General features: G+C 69.3%; 14 protein-coding genes. 3 read left to right on the top strand and 11 right to left on the bottom strand.

Going from position 1 to position 24,839, the window contains the following annotated elements:
- Positions 1-197: 197 nt before the first annotated feature.
- From AC5WS8_RS32340 to AC5WS8_RS32290, 11 genes are all read right to left on the bottom strand, one after another.
- Positions 198-5,546 carry a condensation domain-containing protein gene (locus tag AC5WS8_RS32340; protein ID WP_496107072.1) on the bottom strand — a complete coding sequence of 1,783 codons (5,349 nt, stop codon included), beginning with the start codon at positions 5,544-5,546 and terminating at the stop codon, positions 198-200.
- Positions 5,539-5,802: an acyl carrier protein gene (locus AC5WS8_RS32335; RefSeq protein WP_496107071.1), complete on the bottom strand. Its 264-nt coding sequence runs from the start codon at positions 5,800-5,802 to the stop codon at positions 5,539-5,541. Before AC5WS8_RS32335 ends, AC5WS8_RS32340 begins: the two co-directional genes overlap by 8 nt.
- Positions 5,803-5,812: 10 nt before the next feature.
- The gene (locus AC5WS8_RS32330) at positions 5,813-7,066 is read right to left on the bottom strand and encodes a condensation domain-containing protein (protein ID WP_496107070.1); all 1,254 of its coding nucleotides are present in this window, start codon (positions 7,064-7,066) and stop codon (positions 5,813-5,815) included.
- A 90-nt stretch (positions 7,067-7,156) separates the two neighbouring features.
- Positions 7,157-7,972, bottom strand: coding sequence for a hypothetical protein (locus AC5WS8_RS32325; RefSeq protein ID WP_366906775.1), 816 nt, complete (start codon positions 7,970-7,972; stop codon positions 7,157-7,159).
- A gap of 13 nt (positions 7,973-7,985) precedes the next feature.
- Complete coding sequence (locus AC5WS8_RS32320) at positions 7,986-9,635, bottom strand: condensation domain-containing protein (RefSeq protein ID WP_496107069.1); 1,650 nt, start codon at positions 9,633-9,635, stop codon at positions 7,986-7,988.
- Positions 9,632-12,208, bottom strand: a complete 2,577-nt coding sequence (locus tag AC5WS8_RS32315; protein ID WP_496107068.1) for an FkbM family methyltransferase — start codon at positions 12,206-12,208, stop codon at positions 9,632-9,634. The genes AC5WS8_RS32320 and AC5WS8_RS32315 overlap by 4 nt, the downstream gene beginning before the upstream one ends.
- Entirely contained in the window at positions 12,201-13,157 is a 957-nt protein-coding gene (locus tag AC5WS8_RS32310) for a TauD/TfdA family dioxygenase (RefSeq protein WP_496107067.1), read from the bottom strand. Before AC5WS8_RS32310 ends, AC5WS8_RS32315 begins: the two co-directional genes overlap by 8 nt.
- Positions 13,154-14,401: a Zn-dependent hydrolase gene (locus AC5WS8_RS32305; protein WP_496107066.1), complete on the bottom strand. Its 1,248-nt coding sequence runs from the start codon at positions 14,399-14,401 to the stop codon at positions 13,154-13,156. The genes AC5WS8_RS32310 and AC5WS8_RS32305 overlap by 4 nt, the downstream gene beginning before the upstream one ends.
- Positions 14,401-17,490, bottom strand: coding sequence for an amino acid adenylation domain-containing protein (locus AC5WS8_RS32300; protein ID WP_496107065.1), 3,090 nt, complete (start codon positions 17,488-17,490; stop codon positions 14,401-14,403). Before AC5WS8_RS32300 ends, AC5WS8_RS32305 begins: the two co-directional genes overlap by 1 nt.
- A gap of 32 nt (positions 17,491-17,522) precedes the next feature.
- Entirely contained in the window at positions 17,523-18,710 is a 1,188-nt protein-coding gene (locus AC5WS8_RS32295; protein WP_496107064.1) for a cytochrome P450, read from the bottom strand.
- Between the two features lies 1 nt (position 18,711).
- Complete coding sequence (locus AC5WS8_RS32290) at positions 18,712-20,706, bottom strand: carbamoyltransferase C-terminal domain-containing protein (RefSeq protein WP_496107063.1); 1,995 nt, start codon at positions 20,704-20,706, stop codon at positions 18,712-18,714.
- A gap of 288 nt (positions 20,707-20,994) precedes the next feature.
- On the opposite strand from AC5WS8_RS32290, the gene AC5WS8_RS32285 reads away from it, so the two are divergent.
- The 3 genes from AC5WS8_RS32285 to AC5WS8_RS32275 all read left to right on the top strand — a co-directional run bounded on the left by AC5WS8_RS32285 (position 20,995) and on the right by AC5WS8_RS32275 (position 24,837).
- Positions 20,995-22,416, top strand: a complete 1,422-nt coding sequence (locus tag AC5WS8_RS32285; RefSeq protein ID WP_496107062.1) for an NsdA family TPR-like regulatory protein — start codon at positions 20,995-20,997, stop codon at positions 22,414-22,416.
- A 119-nt stretch (positions 22,417-22,535) separates the two neighbouring features.
- Complete coding sequence (locus AC5WS8_RS32280; protein WP_496107061.1) at positions 22,536-23,099, top strand: NUDIX domain-containing protein; 564 nt, start codon at positions 22,536-22,538, stop codon at positions 23,097-23,099.
- A gap of 271 nt (positions 23,100-23,370) precedes the next feature.
- Positions 23,371-24,837, top strand: a complete 1,467-nt coding sequence (locus AC5WS8_RS32275; RefSeq protein WP_496107060.1) for an NUDIX domain-containing protein — start codon at positions 23,371-23,373, stop codon at positions 24,835-24,837.
- Positions 24,838-24,839: the final 2 nt, after the last annotated feature.

Genomic DNA, 24,839 nt, shown 5'->3' with positions numbered 1-24,839 from the left:
ACAGTGCCACGGCCCTGGCCGCTTTGCGGGCCTCGGATGGGCATGAATCCTCCAGATGGGGTCAGAGGGCTTGGGAGCGTGACCGGCCCTCTACTGAATGGCTCGGGGCACAAGGTCCGTGCTGATCGGCTGAGCGGTCACTACGCTGTTCGCCGCGCACAGATCAGGGCTGAAGCCCGCGCCAACGTCAGCTGGAGCTACGCGCCCAGGTATGGGTCTGGCCCGGGTCGCTTGGGTGTCCCGGCCGCGTACTGCCGCAGGCTCTCCCCGGCGCGCTCGAGCAGGGGGGCTGCGGATGAGCCGTCGAGGGTGCACAGCATGAGATCAACCTGGTCGTCCTCGCGGAGGACCGCGGTGATTTGCCGGGGCCAGTGGAAGCGGTCCCTGGACTGCATGACCGTCACCTGGTGCGCACCGTCTGCAGTGCGCGGCGCGCTGACGTAGTTGAAGGAGATCGCCGCATCGGGGTTCCACTGCCGCCAGGACAATGCGGCTGCGCGGATGTCGGGGAACGGCGCAGCCTCGCTGGCGTACACCCGCTGTTGGAGTTGGGCGGGGTCGTCGCCGGGGTGCAGCGGTACTGGGGTGAAGTACCAGAACATGCCCCAGGCGTCGTTGGCGTGCGCGATCGCGTTGTCTCGCCCGTTGGCAACGAGGTAGAGCGTCACGTTCTCGCCTGCTGTGACGGCTAGCCCGGTCAGCGCGGCCAGACAGGCCCGGAGGTTGGTGCCCTGCGCCGCAGCACGGGCGCGGCACGCGCGTACGGTTTGCGCGGGGATCGTTGTGTGGTGCTCATTGGGCTGCTTCGGAGTCCAGGTGAGCTGCGGCAATGGGTGCGCTGCGGCACCGGCGGCTGCTTCGCTCCCCAGGTGCCGTAGGACCGGGGCGGCAGGCGGGCCGGGTGGGAGAGGGCTGCCTGCCGCGAGTAGCGTGAGCTGGTGGAGGAAGTGCCGATTGCTGTGGCCGTCCACGAGTGCGTGATGGGTCTCCATCCCCAGGAACAGGCCGTGGCTGCCGGTGAAGGCCATCAGGGTGGCGAGTGGGCCTCCATAGCGGGCTTGTCGAACATCCAGGTGGTCGGGCCCAGTCATCCAGGAGCAGGCCGCGTCCCCGTCTCCGGGTTCGGCCCGCAGGTGTGGCCCGGCACTCGGTAGCCATCGCTGGGTGAGAGCGCCAGTGCTGGAGTCGGTGTGGAACCGGCGGTGGAGGATGTCCAGCCCTCCTAGCCACTCTTCGAGCCGCTGGAGGAATCTGGCTTGCTCACCTGCGGGTATGTCGAGGTGAAGGAGCTGACGGGGCAGGTAGATCCCTGTCTGCGGGCCGAGGGCGGCGAACTGGAGCATCAGCTGCTGCATGGCGCCGGCCGGGGCCTGCAGCGCGCGACGAGGTCGCCCGGTCGAGCGTGTGTGCTTCGGGGCGGTGGCTTGGGCGACCCTCTCCTGTTTCGGTTGGAAGGCCGTTTTGATGGATTCGAGGATGCTCGTGGCTTCCTGGGGGGAGGTGCTGCCGCCGTGTCGCAGGGTTGCGGTCGTGGCCCCCGCACCAGCACGGAAGGTCAGCGCGAGGGGGTACGGGGTGAGCAGCGCCGGGTTGGTGGGGGCAAGCGCCTGGATTCGGTGGTCCAGTGCGTCCGGTGCTGCGCCGGCGTCCTGGATGTCGACGGCTATGTGGCCGACCGCCGATCCGAAGTCGGCCCGGCCGCTCCAGCGTAGGGCGCCGTAGCCTGCGCCCTGATCCGGGACGTCGGCAAGCTCCAGCACCAAGTGCTCAATCGCCTCGGCCGTGGGCAGGTTGGGCGCGAGGACGGGATGATGGAGTCCGAACCAGCCGACAGCGTCGCTCAGATCCAGCTCGGGATGGCTGCGCCCGTTGCGTTCCAGGTCGATGACGGTGGGCTGTCCGCCGTTGTGGTGCCCCAGCGCCTTCCCGGTCGCGGCGAGGAGGTACACGGCCGGGCTGCTTTGCCAGCGCCGGGTGAGTTCGCTCAGGGGCGGCAATGTGATGCTGGTCTGCCGCAGCCGGGAAACGAGCGGGGTTTGGGGCGCGGTGATCCCCCCTGCCAGTGCCGCGTGCCATAGCCCAGTCTCGGCGTCGAAGTGACCGGCTGCGGTCTGCTGCTCGGTCAGCTCGGCGAGTTGCTGGTATGCGTGGTCCTCGGAAAGGCTGGCACCGTCCAGGGTGAGAGCCAGCCGTCGGCCGATCACGGCCCAGGACCAGGGGTCGACGGCAAGGTGGTGCCCCAAGAGGACGAGGCGTCCCGATCCGTCGTCCCGATGGACTGCGACCGCGGCGAGCATGCGTCCGGTGACCGGGTCCACAGCGCGCTGAGCCCTGGCCAGCGTCTGTCGCAGGTCCCGATCTGAGGCGCTCTCGGCCACGGCGGCGACGAGCGGCTGGTACGGGGAGGCCACGCTTAGGGTTTGCTCGCACCAGTCGGTGTGGCAGCGCAGCGCCGGAGTGCTCTCGACGAGGTGTTCCAATGCGGAGGCGAGCTGCGCCGCCGGGGGCATACGGTCAAAGGCGATGCTGTGGCGCAGGGTCCACCGCCTCCAGGCGGGGATCTTCAGCTGGTGCATCCACCGGCCGGTAGGGGTGAGCGGAAACCGCGGGCTCGTGTGCCGGGCAGTGCTCTGGGCGCGGGCGCGGGCGAGGTGGTGCTCGAGGTCGCGGTAGTAGGGGGCGTTGTACACGTCGGCGGGGGTGAGCTGGAGTCCGGCCTGACGCAGTCGGGTCACCAGGTGCAGGACGGTGAGGGAATCTCCCCCGTCGTGGAAGAAGTGGTTGTCCGGTGTTGGCGTGGTCCCCAGCAGTTCACGCCAGAGTTGTCCGATCACCGTGTCGTCGGCGCCGAGCCGGGCGGATGCGGGTGCTGGTGGTGTGGCGAGTCCAACGAGCGCGTCGTCGTCGGGCTTTCCGGTGGGGCGGGTGGGGAGCCGGACGACCCAGTGGACATGGTGAGGCCAGTGGGTCGGCGGCAGCACCTGCCGAAGCTGAGCCGTCAGTTGCTGGACGTCGGGGCAGCCCTCCACGAAGAGCAGCAGCCGTACTACGTCGTCGTGGCGGTGCGTCAGGGCACGTGCGGCTGTGCATAGGCCGGTGCGGGTGGCGTGGTTCTCAAGGGCATCCAGTTCCACTCGGTGGCCGCGGATCTTGACCTGGCGGTCGGTGCGGCCGAGGTGGACCAGTCCGGCGGCGGTGTGCAGGGCTCGGTCGCCGGTGAAGTACCAGCGGCCTGCGGTGTCCGGCAGTGGGTGAAAGGCATCGGCGGTCAGGTCGCGCTGGTCCAGGTAGCCCTCGGCGAGGCCGATGCCGGTCAGCGCCAACTCGCCGGGGGTTCCGGGAGGGGCAGTGGCTGCCCGGTCGATGACAATTCGGGCAGCCAGACCGCGGATGGGCCAGCCGATGGGCACTGGGTCGCCTACTCCGCGGGTGACCTCATGGACGGTCGCGGTAACGGTCGCTTCGGTGGGCCCGTAGATGTTGAATGTGCGGGCGGGGGCTAACCGGTCGAGGTCGGTGCTGCGGCAGCCGTCCCCGGCGGAGGCGATCATCCTCAGATCGGGCAGGTGCACCTCGGCATCGAGGCTTCGGAGTAGGCCGGCCGGGAGAAACACGTGGGTGATGCGGTGGTGCCGCAACTGTTCGGTCAGCGGCATGGTTCCGATGGGGTCGCCCTGGATCAGGGTCGCTCCCAGGACCAGCGCCGTGGTCACGTGGCAGATCCAGGGGTCGACGGTCGGTGGGGCGACCAGCAGCACGCGGCTGGTGGTGTCGATGCCGAACCGGTCCTGTTCTCCGTGGATGAGGTTGGTGAGCGCAGCCAGTCCGACGGCGACGCCCTTCGGTTTGCCGGTGGACCCGGAGGTGTGGATCACGTAGGCGGGCGGGTCTGGCAAGCCGTCCTGATCCGCACTGGGAGGAAGCAATGCGGGGTGGACGCCGTCGAGGTCCAGACGCAGCGCGGCGGGACGGTCGGGTGGTGTGTCGCCGTCGTAGGGGATGTAGGTGCAGCGCAGTTGCAGGCAGGCCAGCCAGGCCGCGGCTCGGTCGGCGAGACGGAGGCCGCCGACGAGTACCTCGCTTCCCTTCCTCGCGCCCGCTTGCTGCAGCGTCTCAGCGGTGGTGGTGGACAGCCTGAGCAGTTGCGGGCCGGTGCAGGCGGTGTCCGTGTCCAGGATGACGGTCCGGTCGGTCCGGCTCAGTTGCCGGACCGCGGCTTCGTGTAGCGGCGGACCGGTGTGGCCGGGTGCCGGGGTGGCCAGGGCCTGGACGCTGGAGCGGTCTGTCGGGCTGAGCAGTTGGTCGGAGCAGAGCACGGTGTCTGGCTCTTCAACGAGCGTGTGGAGGAACTGACGGAAGGTGCTGGCCCACCGGTCGAGGCCAGCGGCGAGCGGGTCGGCGGCGCGGCCGATCAGCTCGACGGTTGTGGATCCGTCGTCCAGCGTGCGCACGACGGTGCTGAGCGCCGCGCCTTGGGGCGTGCTCTCGGCCGTGATCGGGGAGAGGGTGACGCCGGGCAGGGATGGGTCACCGGGTGGGGCGACCGCCTGCATCACGAACGCGGTGGCGCCGGGGACTGCCAGAGTGGGGGCTCCGGCGGCGTGCAACTGGTCGGGGGTCACCATGACGTGGTCGCGTGCCTCCAGGATCGCGCGATGCGTCACCCGGATGTATTCCTGCAGTCGGGAGCTCCAGGGCATGGTCAGCCGGAGCGGGAGCACGTGAGCGAACTGGCCGACGGTGTCGAGGTGCTCGTCGGTGCGCGTGTCGACGGCCACGTGGATACTCAGGTCGCCGGTTCCCTGGAGGCGGGCCGTGGTGTGGGCATTGGCCGCCAGCAGGACAGCGGGCACCGTCGCGCGCGATGCCCGTGCGGCGCGGGCGAGGGCGGCTGTCTGAGGGGGTGCCAGATGCAGACGGAGCCGGGGCACGGTCTGCACTGGCTCCGGATCGGCCAAGAGTCTGGTCTGCGGAGCAGCGGTGAAATCTGCATAGCGGTTGCGCCAGTAGATGCCGACCGCTTCGTCGGGAGCCTGGGCTGCGAGGGCTCGGGCGAAGGAACCTGGTCGGCTGTGGCTGTCGCCCCGATAGATCGCGGCCACGGTGTTGAACAGCAGCTTCATGGAGCGGCCGTCCGCGAAGGCATGGTCGATGATCTCGGTGACCACCCAGGTGTGTTCGGCGACGCGGTGCACAGTGATGTGGCCGATCAGGCCGTGAGCAAGGTCATAGCGGCGGCCGAGTTCTTGGTGGAAGTCGTCGAGGATGGCCTTCATCGTCGGCTCGACGGGTCGTCCGCTCCGCCGCTGGTCGACGAGCCGTACATCGATGCGGGCTTGGGCGCCCGTCCGCCAGGTGTCTCGATCGGACAGGTGCAGTCGCAACGCGTCGTGTTCTTGGACGGCGGCGCGGTAGGCCTCAGCAAGCCGGTCCTGGTCGAGGGGCCCGTCCAGACGGAAGATCCGACCCGAGTTCGGCGTCGGATGGCCGAGTCGCCGGGCCGCGAGCAGGAACATCTGTGCCGGGTGCACCACGAGCTCAGACACCGGATTCCTTCCGGCCCGCGATCAACACGGACAGTTGCGTAACAGTGGGGTGGTCGTAGAGGTCGACGGCCCCCAGGCGCAAGCCGTGACGGCGCTGGATCGCGCCGGAGAGTCTGACCACGCCGAGGCTGGTCAGGCCCTGTTCGAACAGGTTGGCCTCCGCGTCGATGGGCTGGTCGGTGATGGCCGCGCAGGCGTCCAGCAGCCACGCGAGGTCGTCTGCGGACGGGTCCTGCCGCATGTCGGTCCGGTCCATGAGCGTGCTCTCATCCCTTCGCGATCAGGCGGTTCAGGTGGTCAGTGGTGCGTTCCAGCAGGTCACTGACCTGTTTTTGGGTGAGGGTGGCGGGTGTCCAGGACGCCCGCAGGCGTCCTGGGCCGGTGGCCGAGGCGGACAGTTGCAGGCTCAGCGGGTGTTTCGGTCCTGCGTTCGGTGCGGCGAAGCTGCTCCAGGTCACCGCGCCCAGCCGCCGGGCAGTGGCTGGCTGCTCGATGGCCAGCGAGATCTGCGGCCGTCCGACGGAGCGGCTGAGCAGCCCCGGTCGCGCATGGGCGTGATCGGAGGCGAAGTCGAGTGCCTGTTGACAGTGCTGAATGAGGCGGTCGCCGGTGGGTTCGACACGAATGGGCAGGAGGGCGGAGGCGACGAAGCAGCCGACGATGCTGGCCTCTGCGGCTGTCCGTCGCAGGCTCATCGGCACGTGCAGCACGATGCGTCCGTGCCCGGTTTGCTCGGCCACGGCCTGGGCGACGGCTGCGACGTATGCCGCGGCTGGGCCGACGCTCAGACGCGCAGACACCTCGGCGGTGTCCACGGGGCCGAGAGCTCGAGTCTGTTGGCCGTAGGCGTCTGGGGCCGGTGGCCGGTCGAGGTACTCGGGGTAGGGGCGGGTTTCGTGTGCTTTGCAGCGCTGCGCGACGGCTTCGGCGGCCGTGCGCGCGCTGGTGGCCGCCGCGGGACTGGTGCTGGCCTCGGCCCACCTGCTGTAGCGCAGGTCGGGGCTGGTGGGTGTCGAGCTTGGCTGGGTACTGGCGCGACGCACGATCTCGCTCCACAGCAGTTGGAGTGTGTGCTCGTCGGTGTACAGGTGGTGCGTCGTCAGTGCGCAGACGGTGCTGGGGCCGGAGGGGGTGTCAGGGAGGTGGAAAAGGGCGAAGCGGATGCGGGGGCCGCTGCCCCAGAGGTCGTAGGCGGCGGCCCGATGGGTGGCCATCCAGGCTTCGACCGTCGTGATGGAGTCGGCAGGATCGAGAGAGCGCAGGTCGGTCTCTTCGACGGGTACCAGGGCCGGGCCCAGCCCGGCGCTGGCGCTGATGCGGTAGCGGTCGTCGAGGTTGAGGATCCAGTGCAGGGCGTCGTGCCGGGCTGCGGTATCAGTCGCGGCTTGCCGCAGCGCCTTCGCTGGGACACCGTCGACGATGATCGCGTTGACCATGGTGTAGGCGGCGGGGTCCGGATGGTTGATGCCGGCTTCGAGGATGGCTTCCTGCGGAGCTGACAGTGTGCGTGGCTGTGTCACCTGGATCCTCGATCCTGCGCTGGTAGGCCGGTTAATGGCGCCGGCAGTTGCCGGGGCCCGCGAGCAGCACCCCCAGGGCTGCCGACGGGATCACTGCTTGTTGGCCCAGTAGCCGGTCATCAGGGTCTTGCGCAGGACACCGTCCTGGCTGCCGGCGACACCGTGGAGCGAGACGGGCGAGTTGGGCATGATGAACGCCCGGTTCGGGGCGAACTGCACCTGGTGGGCCGTGCGGTGCGCGGCGTTGGGGCTGAAGTTCAGGAAGTCGTGTTCCCCGGCGCGGCACTCGTACAGTGCGGTCCCGTAGCGGTTGACGCTGGTCTCGTCGGTGTCGCCCTCGAGTTGGAGGTAGACCACGATCGTCAGCAGCTTCGGGGCGGCGTCCAGGTGCGCGCCGAGAGCTTCGGTGGCGCCGGTGTCCTGGTTGGCGTACAGCTTGAAGTTGGGCTGGTCCCGGTCTTGGAGCGACTCCAGGCCCAGGTGGTCCTCCAGGGGGCCTGCGAATCGCTCGAAGAGCGACCGGACGAATTCGGGGTGGCGGAGCGCCAGGCGAGTCCGGTTCCACGTCTCGGTGGCCATCGGCGCGTCGCTGCCCGCGAAGTTCTCGATGATGCGCTCTTTGCGGTTGCCGAGGTAGGCCTTGGGCTGGCCTTCCACGAACCGGGCGACCGGGTCGAAGCCGGACTGCGAGGGCCAGTTCGCCAGGACGCTGCGGTAGAGGTCCTCGGGCAGGAAGTCGTCGACGGTGGCGAACGGGAACGGGGCGTCGTGCAAGTCCATGCGGTTCAGGGCGGGGAGGAGTTCGGCGGCGCTGGTGGGGATGTCGGCGCCGATGACCCGCTGGTAGCCGTCGAGGTAGCGGGCCAGGCGCGGGTGGGCAGTGGTGGTCTGCTCGGTGGTGGTCACGGTTTCCCTTTCGTCAGTGCTGGACCGGCGTGGTCGGCTCGGTGTGGTTATCGATGAGGGCCGCGAGGGTTCGCAGGGTGGGTGCCTGGTAGAGGTCGCGGGGGTGGATCTGCGCGGCGAAGGTCTCCCTGATGGCTGCGACCAGGAGTGCCGCGAGTAGGGAGCTTCCGCCGATGTTGAAGAAGTGGCTGTCGCTCTTGATGTCGTCGGTGCCCAGCAGTTCGGTCCACACCTCCGCCAGGCGCTGCTCGGTTGGGGTGAGGTCGTCCGATGCCATCTGGCTGGCGGGCTGTCGGTTGTCGTGGAGCGCGGAGCTCGGAAGTTGGCTGAGGGGGGCGTCCGGTTCGCTGAGTGCCGCAGTGAGGACGGCCTGGAAGCGGTCGAGTAGATGGTGTGCGGTGGTGGCGGTGAGCTGATCGGCTCGGTAGGTGGCCCGGCACGCGATCATCTGGTTGCTGGGCCACAGGTGCAGCTCGAACGGGTACCTGGTGTCGGCGCGGTCGATGGGCCAGGGCGCCGCGCTGAGGGCGTGGAGGCTGAGGTCGGCGGCGGGGAGATTGTCGTAGGCGAAGGAGAGTTGGGTCAGCGGGCCGATGCGGCCGGCGTGGTCGGCTGCGAGTTGCGCGGCGATCTCGGCGATGGGTGCGTCTGCGTGGTCGAGCGCGTCGATGACCTCTTCGCGGACTTGCCCGATCAGGGCGGCGAAGGTAGTGGTGGGCTCAATGCGGCTGCGGATCGGCAGGACGTTGACGAAGAATCCGATGAGGTTCTCGAAGTCGGCTGTGGGACGGTCGCCTTGCGGCGTGTTGACGATCAGGTCCTGACGGTCCAGCGTGGTGCCCATGGCAGCGGCGAAGGCCGCGTGCAGCACGATGAACTCGGTGGAGCCGGTGCGTTGGGCGAGTTCAAGCAGCTGACTGCGGGACACACCGACGGACGGGATTTGGATCTCTCGGGCGCTGCCCGGCAGATTGTCGGTCTCCTCGGCCGCCAGTAACGGGGGCTGGTCTGCGACACCGCGCAGCTGTTCGCGCCAGTACGCCAGATCCGTGGCGATGCGCGGCCGGTTTCGGGTCTCGGTGACGTAGTCGCCGAAGTCCACGGAAAGTTTCGGGATGTCCGCGGTGGCGCCGGTGATGTGGGCGGTGTAGAGGGCGGACAGTTCCCTGGCGAAGACTGACTTCGACCAGCCGTCGCACACCAGGTGGCTCATCAGCCAGAACAGCACGTGCTCGTCATTGCTCAGGCGCAGCAGCATGACTTTGAATCCGGGCTCGCCGGCGACGTCGAAGGGGCGCGCGGCCTCGGCTTCGATGATGCTGCGGGCCGCCGCCTGCCTCTCGGCGGCCGGGACAGGCTGCAGGTCGACCACGGGCAGCGGCACCGGGCTCGCCGGGTGGACGAGTTGTGCGGGCAGCCGGTCCGGTTCGAGCGATGACGGCTCGGTGGCGGGAAAGGTGGTGCGCAGCACGTCGTGCCGCTCGGCGATGCAGTCCAGGGCCCGCTGGAGAGCGGGGACGTCGAGGGCTCCCGTCAGCTGGACGGCGGTCGGCACGTTGAGGGCGACCGGTCCGCTCACGGCGGTCTGCAGCAGCATGCCTTGCTGGCCGGCAGTGAGCGGGCGGCTCCTGGCCTGCGGCGGGTTGGTGGCTGAGGCCGTCATGGGGCGGTGTCCTCCTGGGAACGGGTGAGCGCGGCGCAGAACGCGTCGAGGACGGGGTGGTCGAACAGGGCGCGCACGCCCAGCTGTGGATGCCCGCTGCGGCGCAGCCGGCTGACGACACGGGCCGCGGACAGAGAGGTGCCGCCGCTGAGGAAGAAGTGCTGCCCCGGGGCAACTGGGCGGCCGAGGATCTCGGACCACAGGGCTGCGACCGCCTGGACCTGCGGGTCGTCGGCGTTGTGGTGGCCGGCTGCGCTCTGTGCGGCCGCAGGAGAGGCGGCGAGCAGACGCGCCACCGCCCGGCGGTCGGGTTTTCCGCTGGGGGTGCGCGGCATCCGAGCCAGTCCGGTGACGGAGGCTGGGCGATGGGAGTGCGGCAGGCGGCTGTCGACCCAGGTGACCAGGTCGCGTTCGTCGAGGAGGACGGTCTCACAGGCCGTGCCCGAGGTGGCAGCTGGTGAGGCGGGGCTTTTGGTGTAGCCGGGGCGGCGAGCGTACAGGTAGTGCAGGCCGGCGCCCTGTGACATGGGGTCGGCTTCGGTGACCGTATGGAAGCCGCGGGTGTGGAGCTGGTGTACAAGGTCGGCGAGCCGCCCGTCGATGTCGTGGACCTCGGCGACGATCTGGTGGATGCGCGGCCAGTGGCGCTCGTCGATGCCATCGAGGACGTCGGCCTCGGCCTTCTGCACGTCGATCTTCAGCAGGTCAACCTCGTTCACCCCGGCGGTATCGAGCACCTCGGACAGACGCAGGACCCGGCAGGGGAACAGGTGACCACGCAGCTTCCCCTCGATGATGTCGGCGGCTTGCTCGCGCCAGGCCTCGGCGTCGTCCACCGCTCCCGTCTCGATTTCGCGGCGGGCGATGGCATGCAAGGTGGCTGCTTCGGCAGCGGGGTCGGGGTGGAGGGTGGACAGCCCAGTCGCCCCGGGGTACCAGGTGATCTCGGCGGTTCCGCTGCGGCTGCCGAGGGCAGCTTCGATGAGTTGCACGGTGGCGGCCGCGTTCAGCTGCAGGTTCGCGGCGCACAACTGGTAGGTGGGCGGGCACGGTTCGAAGGCGAGGACCCGGGCGGCGCGCTGGGCCACGGACAGGGAAAACAGCCCGATGTTCGCTCCGGCATCGACGATCGTGGCGTCGCTCGGTACGACGATGCCGTGCCGCTCGTACACGCGGTGCTGGTAGATCTCCTCATGCATGTGAGTGGTTTCGGGCGGGTTGGCCTCGAGGATGTGCACTTGTGCTTCAAGGTGGCGCAGCGGGTGGGCGCTGTTGTCGATCAGGTGTCCGGGGCGCAGCTGGACGGCGGCGTGGATGCGCGGGTCCTGGTTGGGAGCGGTGAGCGGGACTGCGACGGCCTCCAGGACGGCCGGGTGGGTACGCAGAGCTGTTTCGACCGCGTTCAGGTCGACTAGTTTTCCGGCCATCTTGACCTGTCGGTCGGCGCGGCCGGTCAGCACGATGCGGCCGGCCTCGTCGACGTGGGCGAGGTCGCCGGTGAGATGCCAGCGGCGGCCCTCCCGGGTCACGAACCGGGTGTCCTGTTCGTCCTGCTGATGGCGGTAGCCGCGGGCCAGGCCGGGGCCGGACACGGCCAGCACCTCGCTTCGTCTGTCACAGGGCTCCTTCTGCTGCGGGTGGAGCGCGACGTGGGTGCCGGGCAGCGGGTTGCCGATCGGGAGGTAGCCGTCTTCCGGCAGGTCCGACGCGGTCACTGGATGCGCGGCGACGATGCCGGCGGTCTCGGTCAGCCCGTACATCGCGAAGAACCGCGACTCGGGCAGCAGCGTGGTCCAGCGCCGGGCGAGGGCGGCGGGGATGGGTTCACTGGCGGCCATGATCCGGCGCAGGCCGGTGGCTGCGAGCGCGTCCGGTGCCTGGGTATCGGCCAGCAGGGCCAGAAGGGAGGGGACGGTGTCGAGGCTGGTGATGTGCTCGGTGGCGATGAGCGCGAGCAGGGCGTCGGGATCCTGTCGCTGCGTCTCGTCGGCGACGACGACGCTCGCGCCATGGAGCAGGGGCAGGAAGAGTTGCCGGACCGAAGAGGAGAAGCTGAGGGGAGCCAGGAGCAGGCAGTGGTCCTCGGAGGTGATCTCGGTGAGCTGGTTCAGGGCCGCGAGGTTGTGCAGGACCGCTTGGTGCGGAACCTCCACCAGTTTCGAGGCCGCGGCCGTGCCGGAGGTCGGCATGACGTAGGCGAGGCCGCCGGTGACCGGGGCCTCGTCGGGCGCGAACGGGACGAGGGCGGCGTCGCGGAGGAGGAAGTGCGGCTTGGCCCGGCCGGTGATCTGCTCCGGGTCGTGCGCGGGGTCGAGCGGAAGGTAGGCACACCCGCAGGCCATGACCGCCAGGAGATCCAGGAGCGCGGGCACGGACCGTGAGACATCCACCCCGACCAGTGCACCCGGGGTCAAGCCCTGCCGGCGGAGGGCCTCGGCGTACTCACGGATGTGATCGGTCATCTGGCCGTAGGTCAGTCGGTCGCCGGGCAGCCGCAGCGCGGAGGCCTCGGGCTGAGCGCGGGCGACGGTCTGCAGCGCGGCGATCAGGTCGGCGGGGGCGCGGTCAGGCATGGAACGTCACCGCCTTGACATCGGCGGCGGCGACCGGCCCGCCCATCGCGACCAGGATGGTGCGCTCGCCCTGGAAGGCGCGGCGGCCGTGGGCGGTCAGCATGTTGTCCAGCAGCAGGACATCGCCGAGTTGCCAGTCGAACTGGTGGGCCTCCTCACGCAGGACGGTACGGGTCAAGGTGAGCAGCTCGGTGGGGATCTCCGCGCCGAGACCGGTGCGCGCGTGCATCGGCATCTGCTCGCCGAACAGGTCCCGCCACAGCTCCTCGCGGTCGGGACCGCCCTGGGAGGCGTGCCATAGGTGCATCTGGTTGAACCACACCGGCTCGCCAGTGACCGGGTGGTGGATGGCGGTCGGAAGGCTCTGGGCGGTGCGCAGCGTGTCGCCTGGCAGCCATGCGTGGTCGATGCCGTGCTCGGCGCAGTAGCGGCTGACCTCGTTCTTGTCGTCGGTGCCGAACGACTGCCGCCAGCTGATGCCCGGCCCCTCTGCGCCCATCTGGTGGCGGATGTAGGTGACCTGGTCGGGTATCTCGCTCGCGGCGGCGGTGACGCGGGCGAAGACGGTGCGGCCGTCGACGAGCGGAGTCTGTCCGCCCCGGCCGAGGGCTGGCGGCTGCGCGCAGTAGAACGCGATCCGGGCTGGCCACAACGGGCTGTAGGCGAGCTCGTGGTGCGGCGGAATGTCCTGGGTGCTGTCCCATTCGGTGCTGGTGTAGACGCCGTCGGTGACGGGTGTGCGCGGGGAAGCGCCGTGGACGTAAGGCAGGAGGTCGCCGAGGAAGGGGTGGACGGCGTGCCTGAACTCCTGTGGGCCACTCACGGTGAACCCGCGCAGGAGGACCGCGCCGGTGGCGGCGAGCGCCTGCTCTACCTGGTCCGCGTGCTGGCCGGTCCAGGTGGCGAGCGGGACGGAGGTCGGTGCGGTGAGGGTGCGCGGGATAGTCATGCAAGGCTCCCCGGGGGTGAGGTGAGCGCGAGCGCTGTGTCCTGGAGCATCTGTGCGCCCAAGACCAGGTCATCGGGGCTGGTGTCCTCGTGCGGGACATGGCTGACGCCACCGATACTGGGCACGAAGATCATTGCGGCGGGGGTGATGGCCGCCATCATCTGAGCGTCGTGCCCTGCTCCGCTGGTGAGGGGCAGTGTCGGCACCGCGCGCCGGGCGGCCGCCGCGGCGATCGACCGGCGCAGGGCCGCGTCGGTGAGTACCGGCTTGGAGGATGCGGCTCGGGTACACGAGGCCTTCACCGTGCGGCGCTGCGCGATGCTCTCGATTCGGCGCACGGCCTCGCCAGCCGCCTGGTGCAGCCGCGCTTCATCGGCATCGCGCACATCGACGGTCAGGTGCACGAGGCCAGCGATGGTGTTCGGCGAGTTGGGCGCGGCCTCGAGTCGGCCGATGGTGGCCACCTGGCACCAGTCGGCGGCGGGCAGATCTTCGACAGCGAGGACGATCTCCGCAGCGGCGGCTAGCGCATCGGAGCGGCCGGGCATCGGGGTGGTGCCGGCGTGGGCGGCCGCGCCTGTGAGCTCGACTTCCAGTTGGACGCGTCCCACGATGGCGTCGACGATGCCGATGGGGATGCGCTCGCGTTCCAGGACCGGGCCCTGTTCGATGTGCAGTTCGAGGTAGGCCAGGAGCTGATGCGGGTCCAGGCGGGCCTGGTCGATGGCGTCGAGGTTGCCGCCGGCCTGGGTGAGCGCGTCCCGCAGGAGGGTGCCGTCATAGGCGGTGGGCGCTGCCGTGGGTGTGGCCATCTGTCCGCTGGCGGCCAGCGATCCCCAGAACGGCTGTGGGTGCAGCGCCCCTTCCTCGTTGGCGAAGGCGATCGCGGTGACCGGGTGCGCGAGGAGGTTGAGGGAGGTGAGGTTCTCGACGGCTTCCAGGGCGGAGACCACCCCGTAGACCCCGTCCAGCGGACCGGCGTCGACGACGGTGTCCAGGTGTGAGCCCAAAACCAGCGTGGTCGTGCCGGGGTGCGGGCGCGGCCCGAGCCACAAATTCCCGGCGGCATCCACGGCGGTGGGGAGACCGGAGTTCTCGGCTTCGCGGACCATGTAGCGGCGTGCTTCGAGGTCCGCAGGGCTGAAGCCGGGGCGGGTCACTCCGCCGCTCTCGGACCGGCCGATCTGGGCGAGCTCGGTGAGGCGGCGCAGGAGCCGGTCTCGGTTTACGGACTGGGCGGGCATCAGTTCACCTCTCCTTCCGGTGTTGTCGGCGCGGCCGGTTGGTGGAGCTGGTGGGCCTCGGCTGTGTGAACGCACAGCTCCCCCAGACTCGGAGACCGGTCGACGGCATTCAGAGCGACCCGGGTGGGCAGCGAGAGGGTGCGGGCGAGCACGAGGGCAGCACCGGTCGTCCAGGACAGCGTGTTGGGCAACTCACTCGTGGCGTCGGCGGCCGGCTTCAGGCCCAGGGCATCGATCACCTTCTGGCCGATGTCGTTGTCCACGGCGACAGGTCCGGTGCCGTGGTGCCGGGCGTTTCCGGGCGCCGGCAGCGCAGAGCGGTCGACCTTGCCGTTGGCGTTGAGTGGGACGGCAGGGATGGCGATCAGGTGGGTGGGGACCAGGTGGTCGGGCAGCCGCGTGGCCAGGTGCTGCCGCAGCTGGCCGCTGTCGATCGGCGTGGTGGCGACGTAGTAGCCGGCCAGGGCCAGGAGTTCGCGGCGGCTGCCGACTGCCGTGACGACGGCCTCGGTGACCTGCGGGTGGCTGGTCAGCGCGGCCTCGACCTCGGCGGGTTCGACGCGGTATCCGCGGATTTTGACCTGCTGGTCCCGGCGCCCCAGGAACTCGATGCTCCCGCCGGGCTGCCAGCGGCCGATGTCGCCGGTGCGGTACATCCGGGCAGCCGGGTCGGCAGCGAAGGGGTCGGCCAGGAATCTCTCAGCGGTCAGCTCTGGCCGGCCGCGGTAGCCGCGGACCACGCAGGCGCCGCCGATGTACAGCTCGCCTGGGACACCGACGGGAACCGGCTGCTGCTCCTCGTCGAGGACGTACATGGTGGTGTTAGCGATCGGGCGGCCGATGGGGACGAGCTCCACGCCGAGATCGACGGTGTCGTCGATCGTGTGGACGCTGTTGCCGACGGATGCTTCGGTGGGCCCATATTCGTTCAGGATCCGTGCGTGCCGGGTCGGTTCCCGGTCGCGCCAGTGCGCCAGGGTGCGGGTCGTGAACGCGTCCGCGCCCACCGCCAGCATGCCGGTCAGTACCTTGGCCTGGTCCGCGGTGAGGAGCTCGGCCAGCGCGTCGAGCTGTCCGGGGGTCAGTTTCAAGAATGCGAACGGAGCATTTTCCGCCAGCGTCTCGGTGATCTGGAAGAGGTCGGCTCTCTCCGGGATTATCAGAACGCGCTGCCCGGCGAGCAGTGGCGCATAGAGGTTCGGCACGACCATGTCGTAGGCGACGCTGGAGAACACCGCGCCGCCGCCGGTGCGCTCGCCGATGTACTGCTCGATGCACCAGTGCAGGTAGTTCACCAGGCCGCGGTGTGGCACCTCGACGCCCTTGGGCAGACCGGTGGACCCGGAGGTGTAGATGACGTAGGCCAGGTCGTCACCGGTGACGTCCGGAAACTCCGTCGGGGCGTCGGGATCAGTGTGGCCACTGGCCAGGTCCCGGATTTCCAAGGCCGTCCACGGGCCTTCTGGGGTGCTGGCGGCGTAGGTGGCGTCGCTGAGCACCAGGGTGACCTTCGCGTCATGCAGCATGTGCACAGTCCGGCTCTCCGGCGCGAGCGGGTCCAGCGGGAGGTAGGCGGCTCCGGCCTTCATGACCGCGACGAAGGCCACCAGCAGGTCCGCGTTCCGGCGCGCCCGGACTGCGACGATCGCCCCGGGGCCGATGCCGAGCCGGGCGAGCCGGGCCGCGACTCGGGCAGCGCGTTCGTCCAGGTCACGGAACGTCAGCTGCTGGTCGGGGTCCTGGACGGCGATGTGGCTGGGCGTGCGGCGTGACTGGTCCTGCAAAAGCCGGTGCAGCGGAGTGTGCAGGTCCCAGCCACGCTGCGGCCCCTGCCAGGCAGCCATCGTCAGGTTCTCGTGCGGCCGCGTCAGGCCCCGCGGCTCAGCAGGGTGGGGCGGCCGTGCCAGGGCGGTTTGGTGGACCTCGTCCAGTGCCCGCATCTGCGCCGGCTTCAAGCGCGTAGAGACCAACTGCAGGTGGGTGGTTCCGGTGCTGGGGCGGTGGATCAGGTGCAGCAGCACCGTTGCGTCCGCCGGGTGGGTGGTGGCCGGTCCGAGCGTCGTTCCTCCCAGCGGGATGAGCTCGCTGGTTTCGGGATCGGCCAGGTCGGCTGCGGGCCCGTGTGCGTCGACGAGGACCTGGGTGTCCAGGACGTCCCCCACGCCGAGCCTCCGAGCGATCTCGTAGAGGGTGGCCGAGGACTCCGCAGCCAGCAGGGCGCGGCCAGCACCGGCCTGATCGTCGTCGAGGCGGCCGGTGCTCTCGGTCGGCGGCACAGGGGTGCTGGTCACGATCAGGCGGTGGCGGCTGCTCAGTTGGATGGCGATGTTCGGGGCCGGGCGGCCGATGGCCATACGCACCGACGCGAGATGCGCATTGATCAAGGACGCCAGCGAGTGGCCGGTGCCGACCGGCACTCGAACCTGGACCGGGCCGCCCGGCGAGGGTGCGGCGGTGTCGCAGGCTGAGTCCGCTGGCTCGGTGATCCAGAACGGGGGTTGCTGCGCTCCTTCCTGCACCTCTGCTACTGCCACAGGGGGAACGGCGGACGGCAGGGTCAGATCGGCTGCGTTCCGGTGGGAGACGGCGGCGGTGTGCTGGTGGTAGCGGTGCAGGACTGTGGCCAGCGCCTGAGTTTGCTGCTCCAGGGTCAGGGCGGCCGGGTTGTGGACCAGCAGGAGGGCGGCGGCACCGGCACTGGTGATCAGCCCGAGGCGTACGGCCGGCGACAGTGTCTCGGGGTCGGGATCCAGCTGGGTGACCTCGCTCCCCCAGGCCGTGGCCAGCGCGCCGACGGTCTTCGTCAGGGACTCCGCGGGTGCATCGCCGAGGTCGTGAAAGGTAAGGGGCGGCGGCTCGTCCAGGAACCGCCACACAGGCGTGGTCTCGCACAGGGTCAGCGCCTTGCGCAGCCCGGGCAGATCCGTGGCAGCGGCACGGTAGGCAGATTCGAGGCGTCCGGGGTCGGGGACGAAGGCAAGCTGGAGGTGGACGACGGCGGCCCCGGCGCGGACACCTACGCGTAGCAGCGTCAGCTCGTCCGCATCCAGGGTCCCGGCCGGGGCCGATGACGTTGCGGAGGTGGTCATGGTGCTCTCTTTCGGCAGGGTGTGAAGGCCGGTCAGCTGAGCAGGGTGACGGGCAGGTGGTCGTAGCCCCAGGTGCGCAGAGAACGGGACCGTCGCCCGGGTCCGGCCGGGGCGAGCTGGGTCACGCGCTGCGCCATCGCGTCAAGCAGGCAGGTGAGGGTCAGCCGGGCAAGCCAGGCCCCGAGGCAGTGGTGTGATCCCATCCCGAACGACAGGTGGTGGTTGGGCTGGCGTCCGATGTCGGCCTGGTCAGGGGCGGGAAAGACGCTGGGGTCGCGGTTGGCGATCGGGTGCCAGGCCGTGATGCGCTCCCCGGCTCGGATCGTGGTGCCGCCGATGGTGAGGTCCTCGGTTGCTGTCCGCATCACGTTCAGGCTGGGCGCGCTGAGGCGCAGGATCTCCTCCACCGCGCCCGGTATCAGTTGCCGGTCGGTGCGCAGTCGCTGCCACTGCTCGGGCGCCGCGATGAAGGTACTGGCCGCGCCCACCAAGGCCTGCCGTGTCGTCTCGTGGCCGCCTGCGAGCAGCAGATGCGCGTTGTAGAGGATCTGGTCCAGGCCGAGATCCTCCTGCTTGTCGGCGCGAAGCCGGGCAAGTACTCCCTCGCCCGCGCCGGGACCGTGCAGGAGCTGCTTGAAGTAGAGGAACAGCTCAGTGTTGGCTTCGGCCACGTCCTGCTGGCTGGGTTCGGGCGCGGGAAGCGGGCCGGAGCTGGAGCCGAAGGCCGTGGCGGTCCACTGGGAGACCTGCTCGCGGTCGGCGGCGGGGATCCCGAGGATCAGACCGGTCAGGGTCAGGGTCATCCGTGTGGCCACAGCCGTAGCGAAATCGACCTTCCCGACCTGGAGTACCTCGTCGACCACCCTGCGCGCCGTCTCGGCCAGCGGCTCCTCGACGAAGGAGAGGGCCTGGGGTGTCATGGTCCGGCTGAGCGCGGCCTTCATCCGGCTGTGTGTGCGGCGGTCGGACTGCACGAGCATCCGGCCGCGGGCCGGCTGGTCAGCCTCCTGTAGCTGTCCGACGTGGATGCCGTACTGACTGGAGAGCTGGCGCCGACTCCGGTACAGCTCGACGACGTCGACATACCGTGTCAGCGCCCAGAACCCGGTACCAGCCCCGGAGTTCCAGTAGACCGGGCATCTGCGCTGCAATTCCCGCAGTTCCTCCAGACCTCCGGTGGTGGCGAACATGTCCGGGTCGGCGAGGTCGATACCGGGCACGTCAGCCCCCGTGGTGGGGGTCGTACTGCGCCATCGGCAGCTCCGGGGCCGTGTAGGCGGGGATGGCGTCCCAGTCCAGCAGCGCCCGTCGGCGCAGGTCGAGCGCCATCGCGACCGCCCGGTCCGAATGCCAGCCGAGGTGCTCGGCGGCCTCCCGAAGCGGGTGCTCGCCCGTGGCCAGGTCGAGTAGGAGCGCCTCGTCCGGGTCGAGACCGGTGGTGCTGGTTCCCGGTGTACGGACTGGTCGCAGATCGAGGCGATCGGGGGCGGGGATCTCGGTCGTGCCGATGAACAGCCGGTCGAGCTGGCTGCCGAACAGGCAGTCGATCGCCTCCGCAGGGTCCTCGATGATGGGCTTCCCCCTGACGTTGAAGCTGGTGTTCAGCACCATCGGGATACCGGTGAGCCGCTCGAACTCCGTGATGAGCGCCCGGAAACCGCCGGGCAAGTCAGCGGCCACGGTCTGCAGGCGGCAGGTGCCGTCGACGTGGGTGATCTCCCGCACCTGGGGCGCCTTGTCAGGTCGAACGGGGCAGACGAGGAGCATGAACGGGCTGTCGTGGCAGGGCAGGTCGAACCACTGCGTCGTCTGCTCCTGGAGGACCGAGGCAGCGAACGGCCGGAAGCCCTCGCGGAACTTGACGCGGGCGTTCAGACGATCTTTCATCCCGGCGATCCCTGGGTGGCACAGGATCGAGCGGGCTCCCAGGGCGCGCGGGCCAAGTTCGGCGCGGTCCTGGAACCAGCCGACAATCTCTCCGCGCGCGACAGCGGCGGCCGCTGCTTCCGCAGCGCTGCGCTCGTCGGCGTGTGTCAACGGATCCAACCCGGTCTTCTGCGCGAGGGCCTGAATGGTGTCCTGCTGGCCGGTGACCTGAGACGGTCCGAGGTAGACGTGGGTCATACGTGAGGCGAGTGCGGGGGCGGCGCGGCCGAGCAGGACACGGTCGGCGTACAGGGCAGCGCCGACGGCGTTGCCATCGTCAGTCGCAGCGGGGAAGACGAACAGATCCTCAGGCTGCAGTTCCGCGGCGATGCGGGTGTTCAGGGCACTGTTGAGGAAGCAGCCGCCGGCCAGCACGAGGCGGCGGGTGCCAGCTTCCTGCATCGTCCGGGCGGCCAGCGCCAGGCAGGCGGCCTCGAACTCCTGCTGGAGCTGAGCTGCCAGGTCGAAGTGCTGGTGGTCGAACCCGCCCTCGTTGTGTGAGGGGCGCAGCAGGTAGCCGTCGGTGGTGCGGGTGGCGAAGCCGAGGTCGGCGAGGTGGTTGGCGGCGCCGTCAAATCGGATTCGGTCTCCGTCGGTGCGGATGAAGAGCGGCTCTTTCGACAAGGGTTTGCCGTAGCTGGCCAGTCCCATCGTCTTGCCAGCGTCGTCGTAGGTGGACCCAGGTTCGGCGAAGCCGAGAGCGAGCGTGACAGCCCGGTATACCTCTCCGATGCCGGACAGATCGGTCGGGATCCACAGGTCGCTGTCCCGGCGGCGTCCGGCGATCCTGCTGGAGGGGCGCACCGTTCGCCACAGCAGCTGGGGATCCCCGGTCGGCTGGAAGAGGAACGCGCTCTCCTGCTCGCGGGCTTCCTGGCCGATACGTGAACCGTAGGCGTCGATGACGAGCGCGGCGGCCGGACGGTCTGCGGTGCTGCAGTAGAACGCGGCGCTGGCATGGGCGAGGTGGTGCCCGGGGTGGGGGAGGGCGAGCGCAGATGCCGGGTCGGTGAGCAGACCGAGGCTTTCCAGCAGCCGGTTTTCCTCGTCCTGGCTGCGGGTCTCGGTGGAGGTCGCGATCCAGTGATCGACGTCCCGTCGGCCGAGTTCCTGGTCAGCGAGGACAGCGTCGATGAGGCGGGCCATAGCGGCGGGGTAGGCGTGGTGGGCGACGACGCCGCGCTTCACACCGGTGATGCGCTCCAGGGCTAAGGCCCCGCGAACTTGGCCGTCCACGATGAGCGCCGCAGCGCTGTCGTGGCTCATGTTCAAGCCGACGATGACGGTCATGAGGCTCCTCTTGGACAGGCGGAGAGCAGCAGGAGGCCACCGGTGCAAGTGGGACCTGAGTGACCGTCAACCCGACTGCTGCGTAAGCCCTTTGAGGGTGATGGGCGTGTCTGCGTAGCCGCTAGAGCTGGATGCTGTGCAACCTGTGCAACCCGCTGAGGCCCCTCCCCGGCGGTGCCTCGGGCCGGGACGATCGAGCCACTTCCTGGAAGCGACCCGGAACAATTCGCTACGCGGTGTACATTCTTCGTCACCCTCTGATGCACCATCGTGTTGAAGGGCTGCCCCATGGCTCGATCGAAAGAGCTCTCACCCAATCACCGGCTCGGACAGCTGATAGCCGAGACCGGATGGGACCACGTCGGCGTTCTCGCCGACCGCGTGAACCGGCTACTCCACCAGGCCGGCAGCCGCCGCGTGATCCACCGCACTACCCCGTACAAGTGGCTGCGTGGGCACGTCCCGAGCGGCCCCGTGCCGGCTCTCGTCGTCCGAGCGTTATCGACTGCGTTGGGTAGGGATCTCACATTCGATGACGTCTGGATCCACCGCGGCCCGACTACCGTCACCGAAGTGATCCGCGCACACGAAGGCCTCGATCAGCCCTGGGACATCACCGGCCTGCACAAGCTGCTGAAGGAACTGGACACGGTGCCCGCCCGCCGTGTAGTGCTGGCCGCCACGGGAACCGTCCTGACAACGCTGGCCTGGCAATCTCTCGCCGCCCCGAGCCCCCGTCTCATCGCCCCACGCAAGCCGACTACCGCTGTCCCGCCATCCGCACTGCGGATCGTGGACAGCCTGGTCGCCTCCGCACAGGCTGCTGACGACAGAGAAGGAAGCTCGGCCAGGCAGACCATCAGCATGTCCGTCCCGATCATCGTGAAGCTGCTCCAAGAAGGCGACTACTCCCCCGAAGCCGGCGCCCACCTGGCCAGATCTCTTGCCCAGGTCTGCCAGACCCTGGCCTCCATGCATCATGACGAACTCGCTGCTGGCATTTCCCAGCGCCTCTACCTCATGGCCTTGCGAGCCAGCCATGCCTCAGGCGATCACGCCCTCGTCGCAAGCATTCTCGCTCGCATGTCAGGGCAAGCGGCTGACTACGGACAGGCCGCCGACGCCGTCCAACTCGCCGCGACCGCCACCGAGGCGGCCGCGCACGCCGCGCCGAGCGTGAGAGCCCTCGTGGCCGCCCGCAAGGGAATCGCCCACGCAAACGCCCGCGAACTGGACGCCTTCGAGGCATCGATTGACGACAGCAACCGCTTCTTCGAACAAGCGGCCCTTCAAGTTGAAGTCCCTTCATGGGCCGGCTACGCCGATCGGACCGAACTCGACGCCATCGCTGGACGTGGTCTGGTCATACTGGCCGTCAAACGCACCGCTGACCCGCTGATCGTGTTGCCTCGAGCCTCCGAGCTCTTACGGGCCCGGGCGCAGACACCGCTGGGTGGCGACCATCAACGCTCCGCCTTGCAACACGGAGCCCTCTACAGCCTGGCCCAGGCCAAGCTCGGCAACCTCGACGCCGCCGTCGATGCAGCCGAGACGGCCCTCACCCGGCTGCCGGCCGTTACATCCACCCGAAGCGTGATGTTGCTACGCGATCTTTCCTTCGTCCTTGACCGGCACAGCGCAGCATACCCACAGGCCCGCAAGATCGTTCACGACATTCACGGCCACTGCCAGCGCCTTCGTCTGCGCTAATGCCACCCAAGGATAGTAACGCGTCACGCGTCACTACGTCAGAACCTGTGGGGCTGGAGCCGCACCAATTTACGCATCGTGTCTCTGCTGGCACAGGCCCATCACCTGGAGGAGTACACATGATCATCGGCTGGACTACGGTCTCGTCGACCGTTCAGTACGAGGGGTGCCGGGTGGTGGTGCGCCGAGATTCGGTCCGGCGCACAGACCAGAGTCTGGGGACCTACGAGTACACCGAGTCGGTCGACGGTGTGCGCGTCGTAGCTCTCGACGACCGAGGCCGGATCGCTCTGGTGGAAGAGAACGTCTACGTGTGCGGTGAGCGGCTTCTGATGTGTCCTGGTGGCGGATGCGAGCCCGGCGAGGATCCGCGGGCCGCTGCACGCCGAGAACTGGCCGAGGAGGCGGGCATCCATGCCGCCGAGGTCGAACTGCTGACGGTCATGTGGCGGATGCCCGCTGGTGCGCGCACGCGCGAGCACCTCTTCCTTGCGCGGGACTTGAGCATCGGAGAGCACCATCGAGACGCGAGTGAGGCTGACATGGAGCTGCGCTGGGTCGCGTTGGAGGATGCGGCGGCGATGTGCAGCGGCGGTCGGATCACTGAAGCCGGCACCCTCGCGGCGGTCTTGCTGACCGCGCGGCGCACCGCTGCTAGCCCAAGGCGACTGAGCCGCGGGTGAGAGACGCCCACCTGGAAAACTCATCGTCCTGAGCATCGGCGTTTCGGCCAACCCGCCACCGGGCGTGTGCTCTTGCACGGCAAGGATCGGTGCAGCACACACCTTCGAAAATCCGCTCAACCCCCGGGTGCGCAACCCGTCCGAAAGCGCAGGTGTTCGAAATCGGTGCGGCGTCGTTAAACACGGCGACACCACCATTACGCCCACGAGGGGGAACGCATTGACGCCCATCGAACGAGATGGCGGCGGAGCTGGGAACCTGCCGAAGGCCGTGGCCAACTCTTCCACGATCCGCAAGACCGTGGAGACGTACCTCGGTCGCTATCCCGATGAGAGTGACGCCCTGGTCGGGCTACTCACCGCTTTGGACCGACCCGTCGACGTGACCGCACGCACGACGCTGCCCGGGCACATCACCTGCAGTGCCGTCGTGATCGACCGCCAGGGCCGAGTCTTGCACGTCCGGCGCCGGGCCACCGGCAGCGTCATGCAGGCCCCGGGCGGCCACGTCGACCCCCGGGATCGCACGCTGCTCGCCGCGGCGCTGCGCGAGGTGGCGGAGGAAGCCGGGATCGCGCCGGGCGCCCTGTGCCTGACCCCGCAGCTGTTCGGGTCTCCGATCGACATCGACGTTCACGACATCGACGCCAACCCGGCGAAAGGGGAACCGGCCCACCACCACTACGACTTCCGCTACGTCTTCTACCTCGCCGGCGAGGAGCCGCCCGCGATCGCGCTGCAGGACGAGGGGGTGTCCGGCGCACGGTGGCTCCCCCAGCCGGAGGTCACCTCCCCAACACTGCGCGCGAAGCTCCTCGCGGCACGGCTGGACGGCCGCCCCGAGCCGGTGAACGCTTCCGCGCTCATCCACGACGGGCACGGCCGTTACCTGCTCCATCTGCGCGACCACAAGCCCGGCGTCATCTGGCAGTCGGGAGCGTTCGCCCTTCTCGGCGGCGGCCGCTCGCCCGACGACCAGAGCCTGGAGGGCACCCTGCTGCGGGAGCTGTCCGAGGAAGTGCCCGACCTCCGCATCGAGGACTTGAAGCCCTACGCGGTGGAGGCCGCCACCAGCATCGACGGCCTTAGCGTCCCCGTCCAGGTCTTCGCCGCCCGGTGGCGCGGCAACGCTGACCGCCTCGCGTTGCACGAGGGCGTGCTGCTGCGCTGGTTCGCCCCCGATGACCTGGACCGGCTGCGCCTCAGCCCCGCCACCCGGGACCTGATTCGTCGGCACGCGGCCGAGAACCCTCATGACCACAAGCAGGCCGCGGCTCCCGCCGTGTGGGACGGGGGCAGCCGGACGGTGCTGAACGGCATCGGAGTCCACCTCCACCTCGAAGACGCCGAGGGCCGGGTGCTTCTCGGGCTGCGTCACCCCGACTCGAAGTACGCGGGCAATACCTGGCACTACCTCGCTGGTCGGTGCGAACAGGAGTCCGCCCTCGCCTGCCTCGTCCGCGAGGCGAGGGAGGAGGCCGGTCTTATCATCGACCCCGTGGATGTGGAGCTCGCGCACGTCGTCCACGTTGTCGACACCCCAGGCGCGCTGCCGTTGATGCAGCTGGTCTTCAAGGCCCGCCGGTGGGAGGGGGCACCGAAGGTCCTTGAGCCCGACAAGTGCCTGACCTGGCAGTGGTGGCCACGGCATGAGCTGCCTGACCAGATCGTCCCCTACACCCGAACGGCCATCGCCGCGATCTCCGAAGGCCGCCCCTACTCCCAACTGGGCTGGTGAGC

It is taken from the genome of Streptomyces sp. PTL18, assembly GCF_059510295.1.
This window is presented reverse-complemented; position numbering and strand designations above follow the sequence as displayed.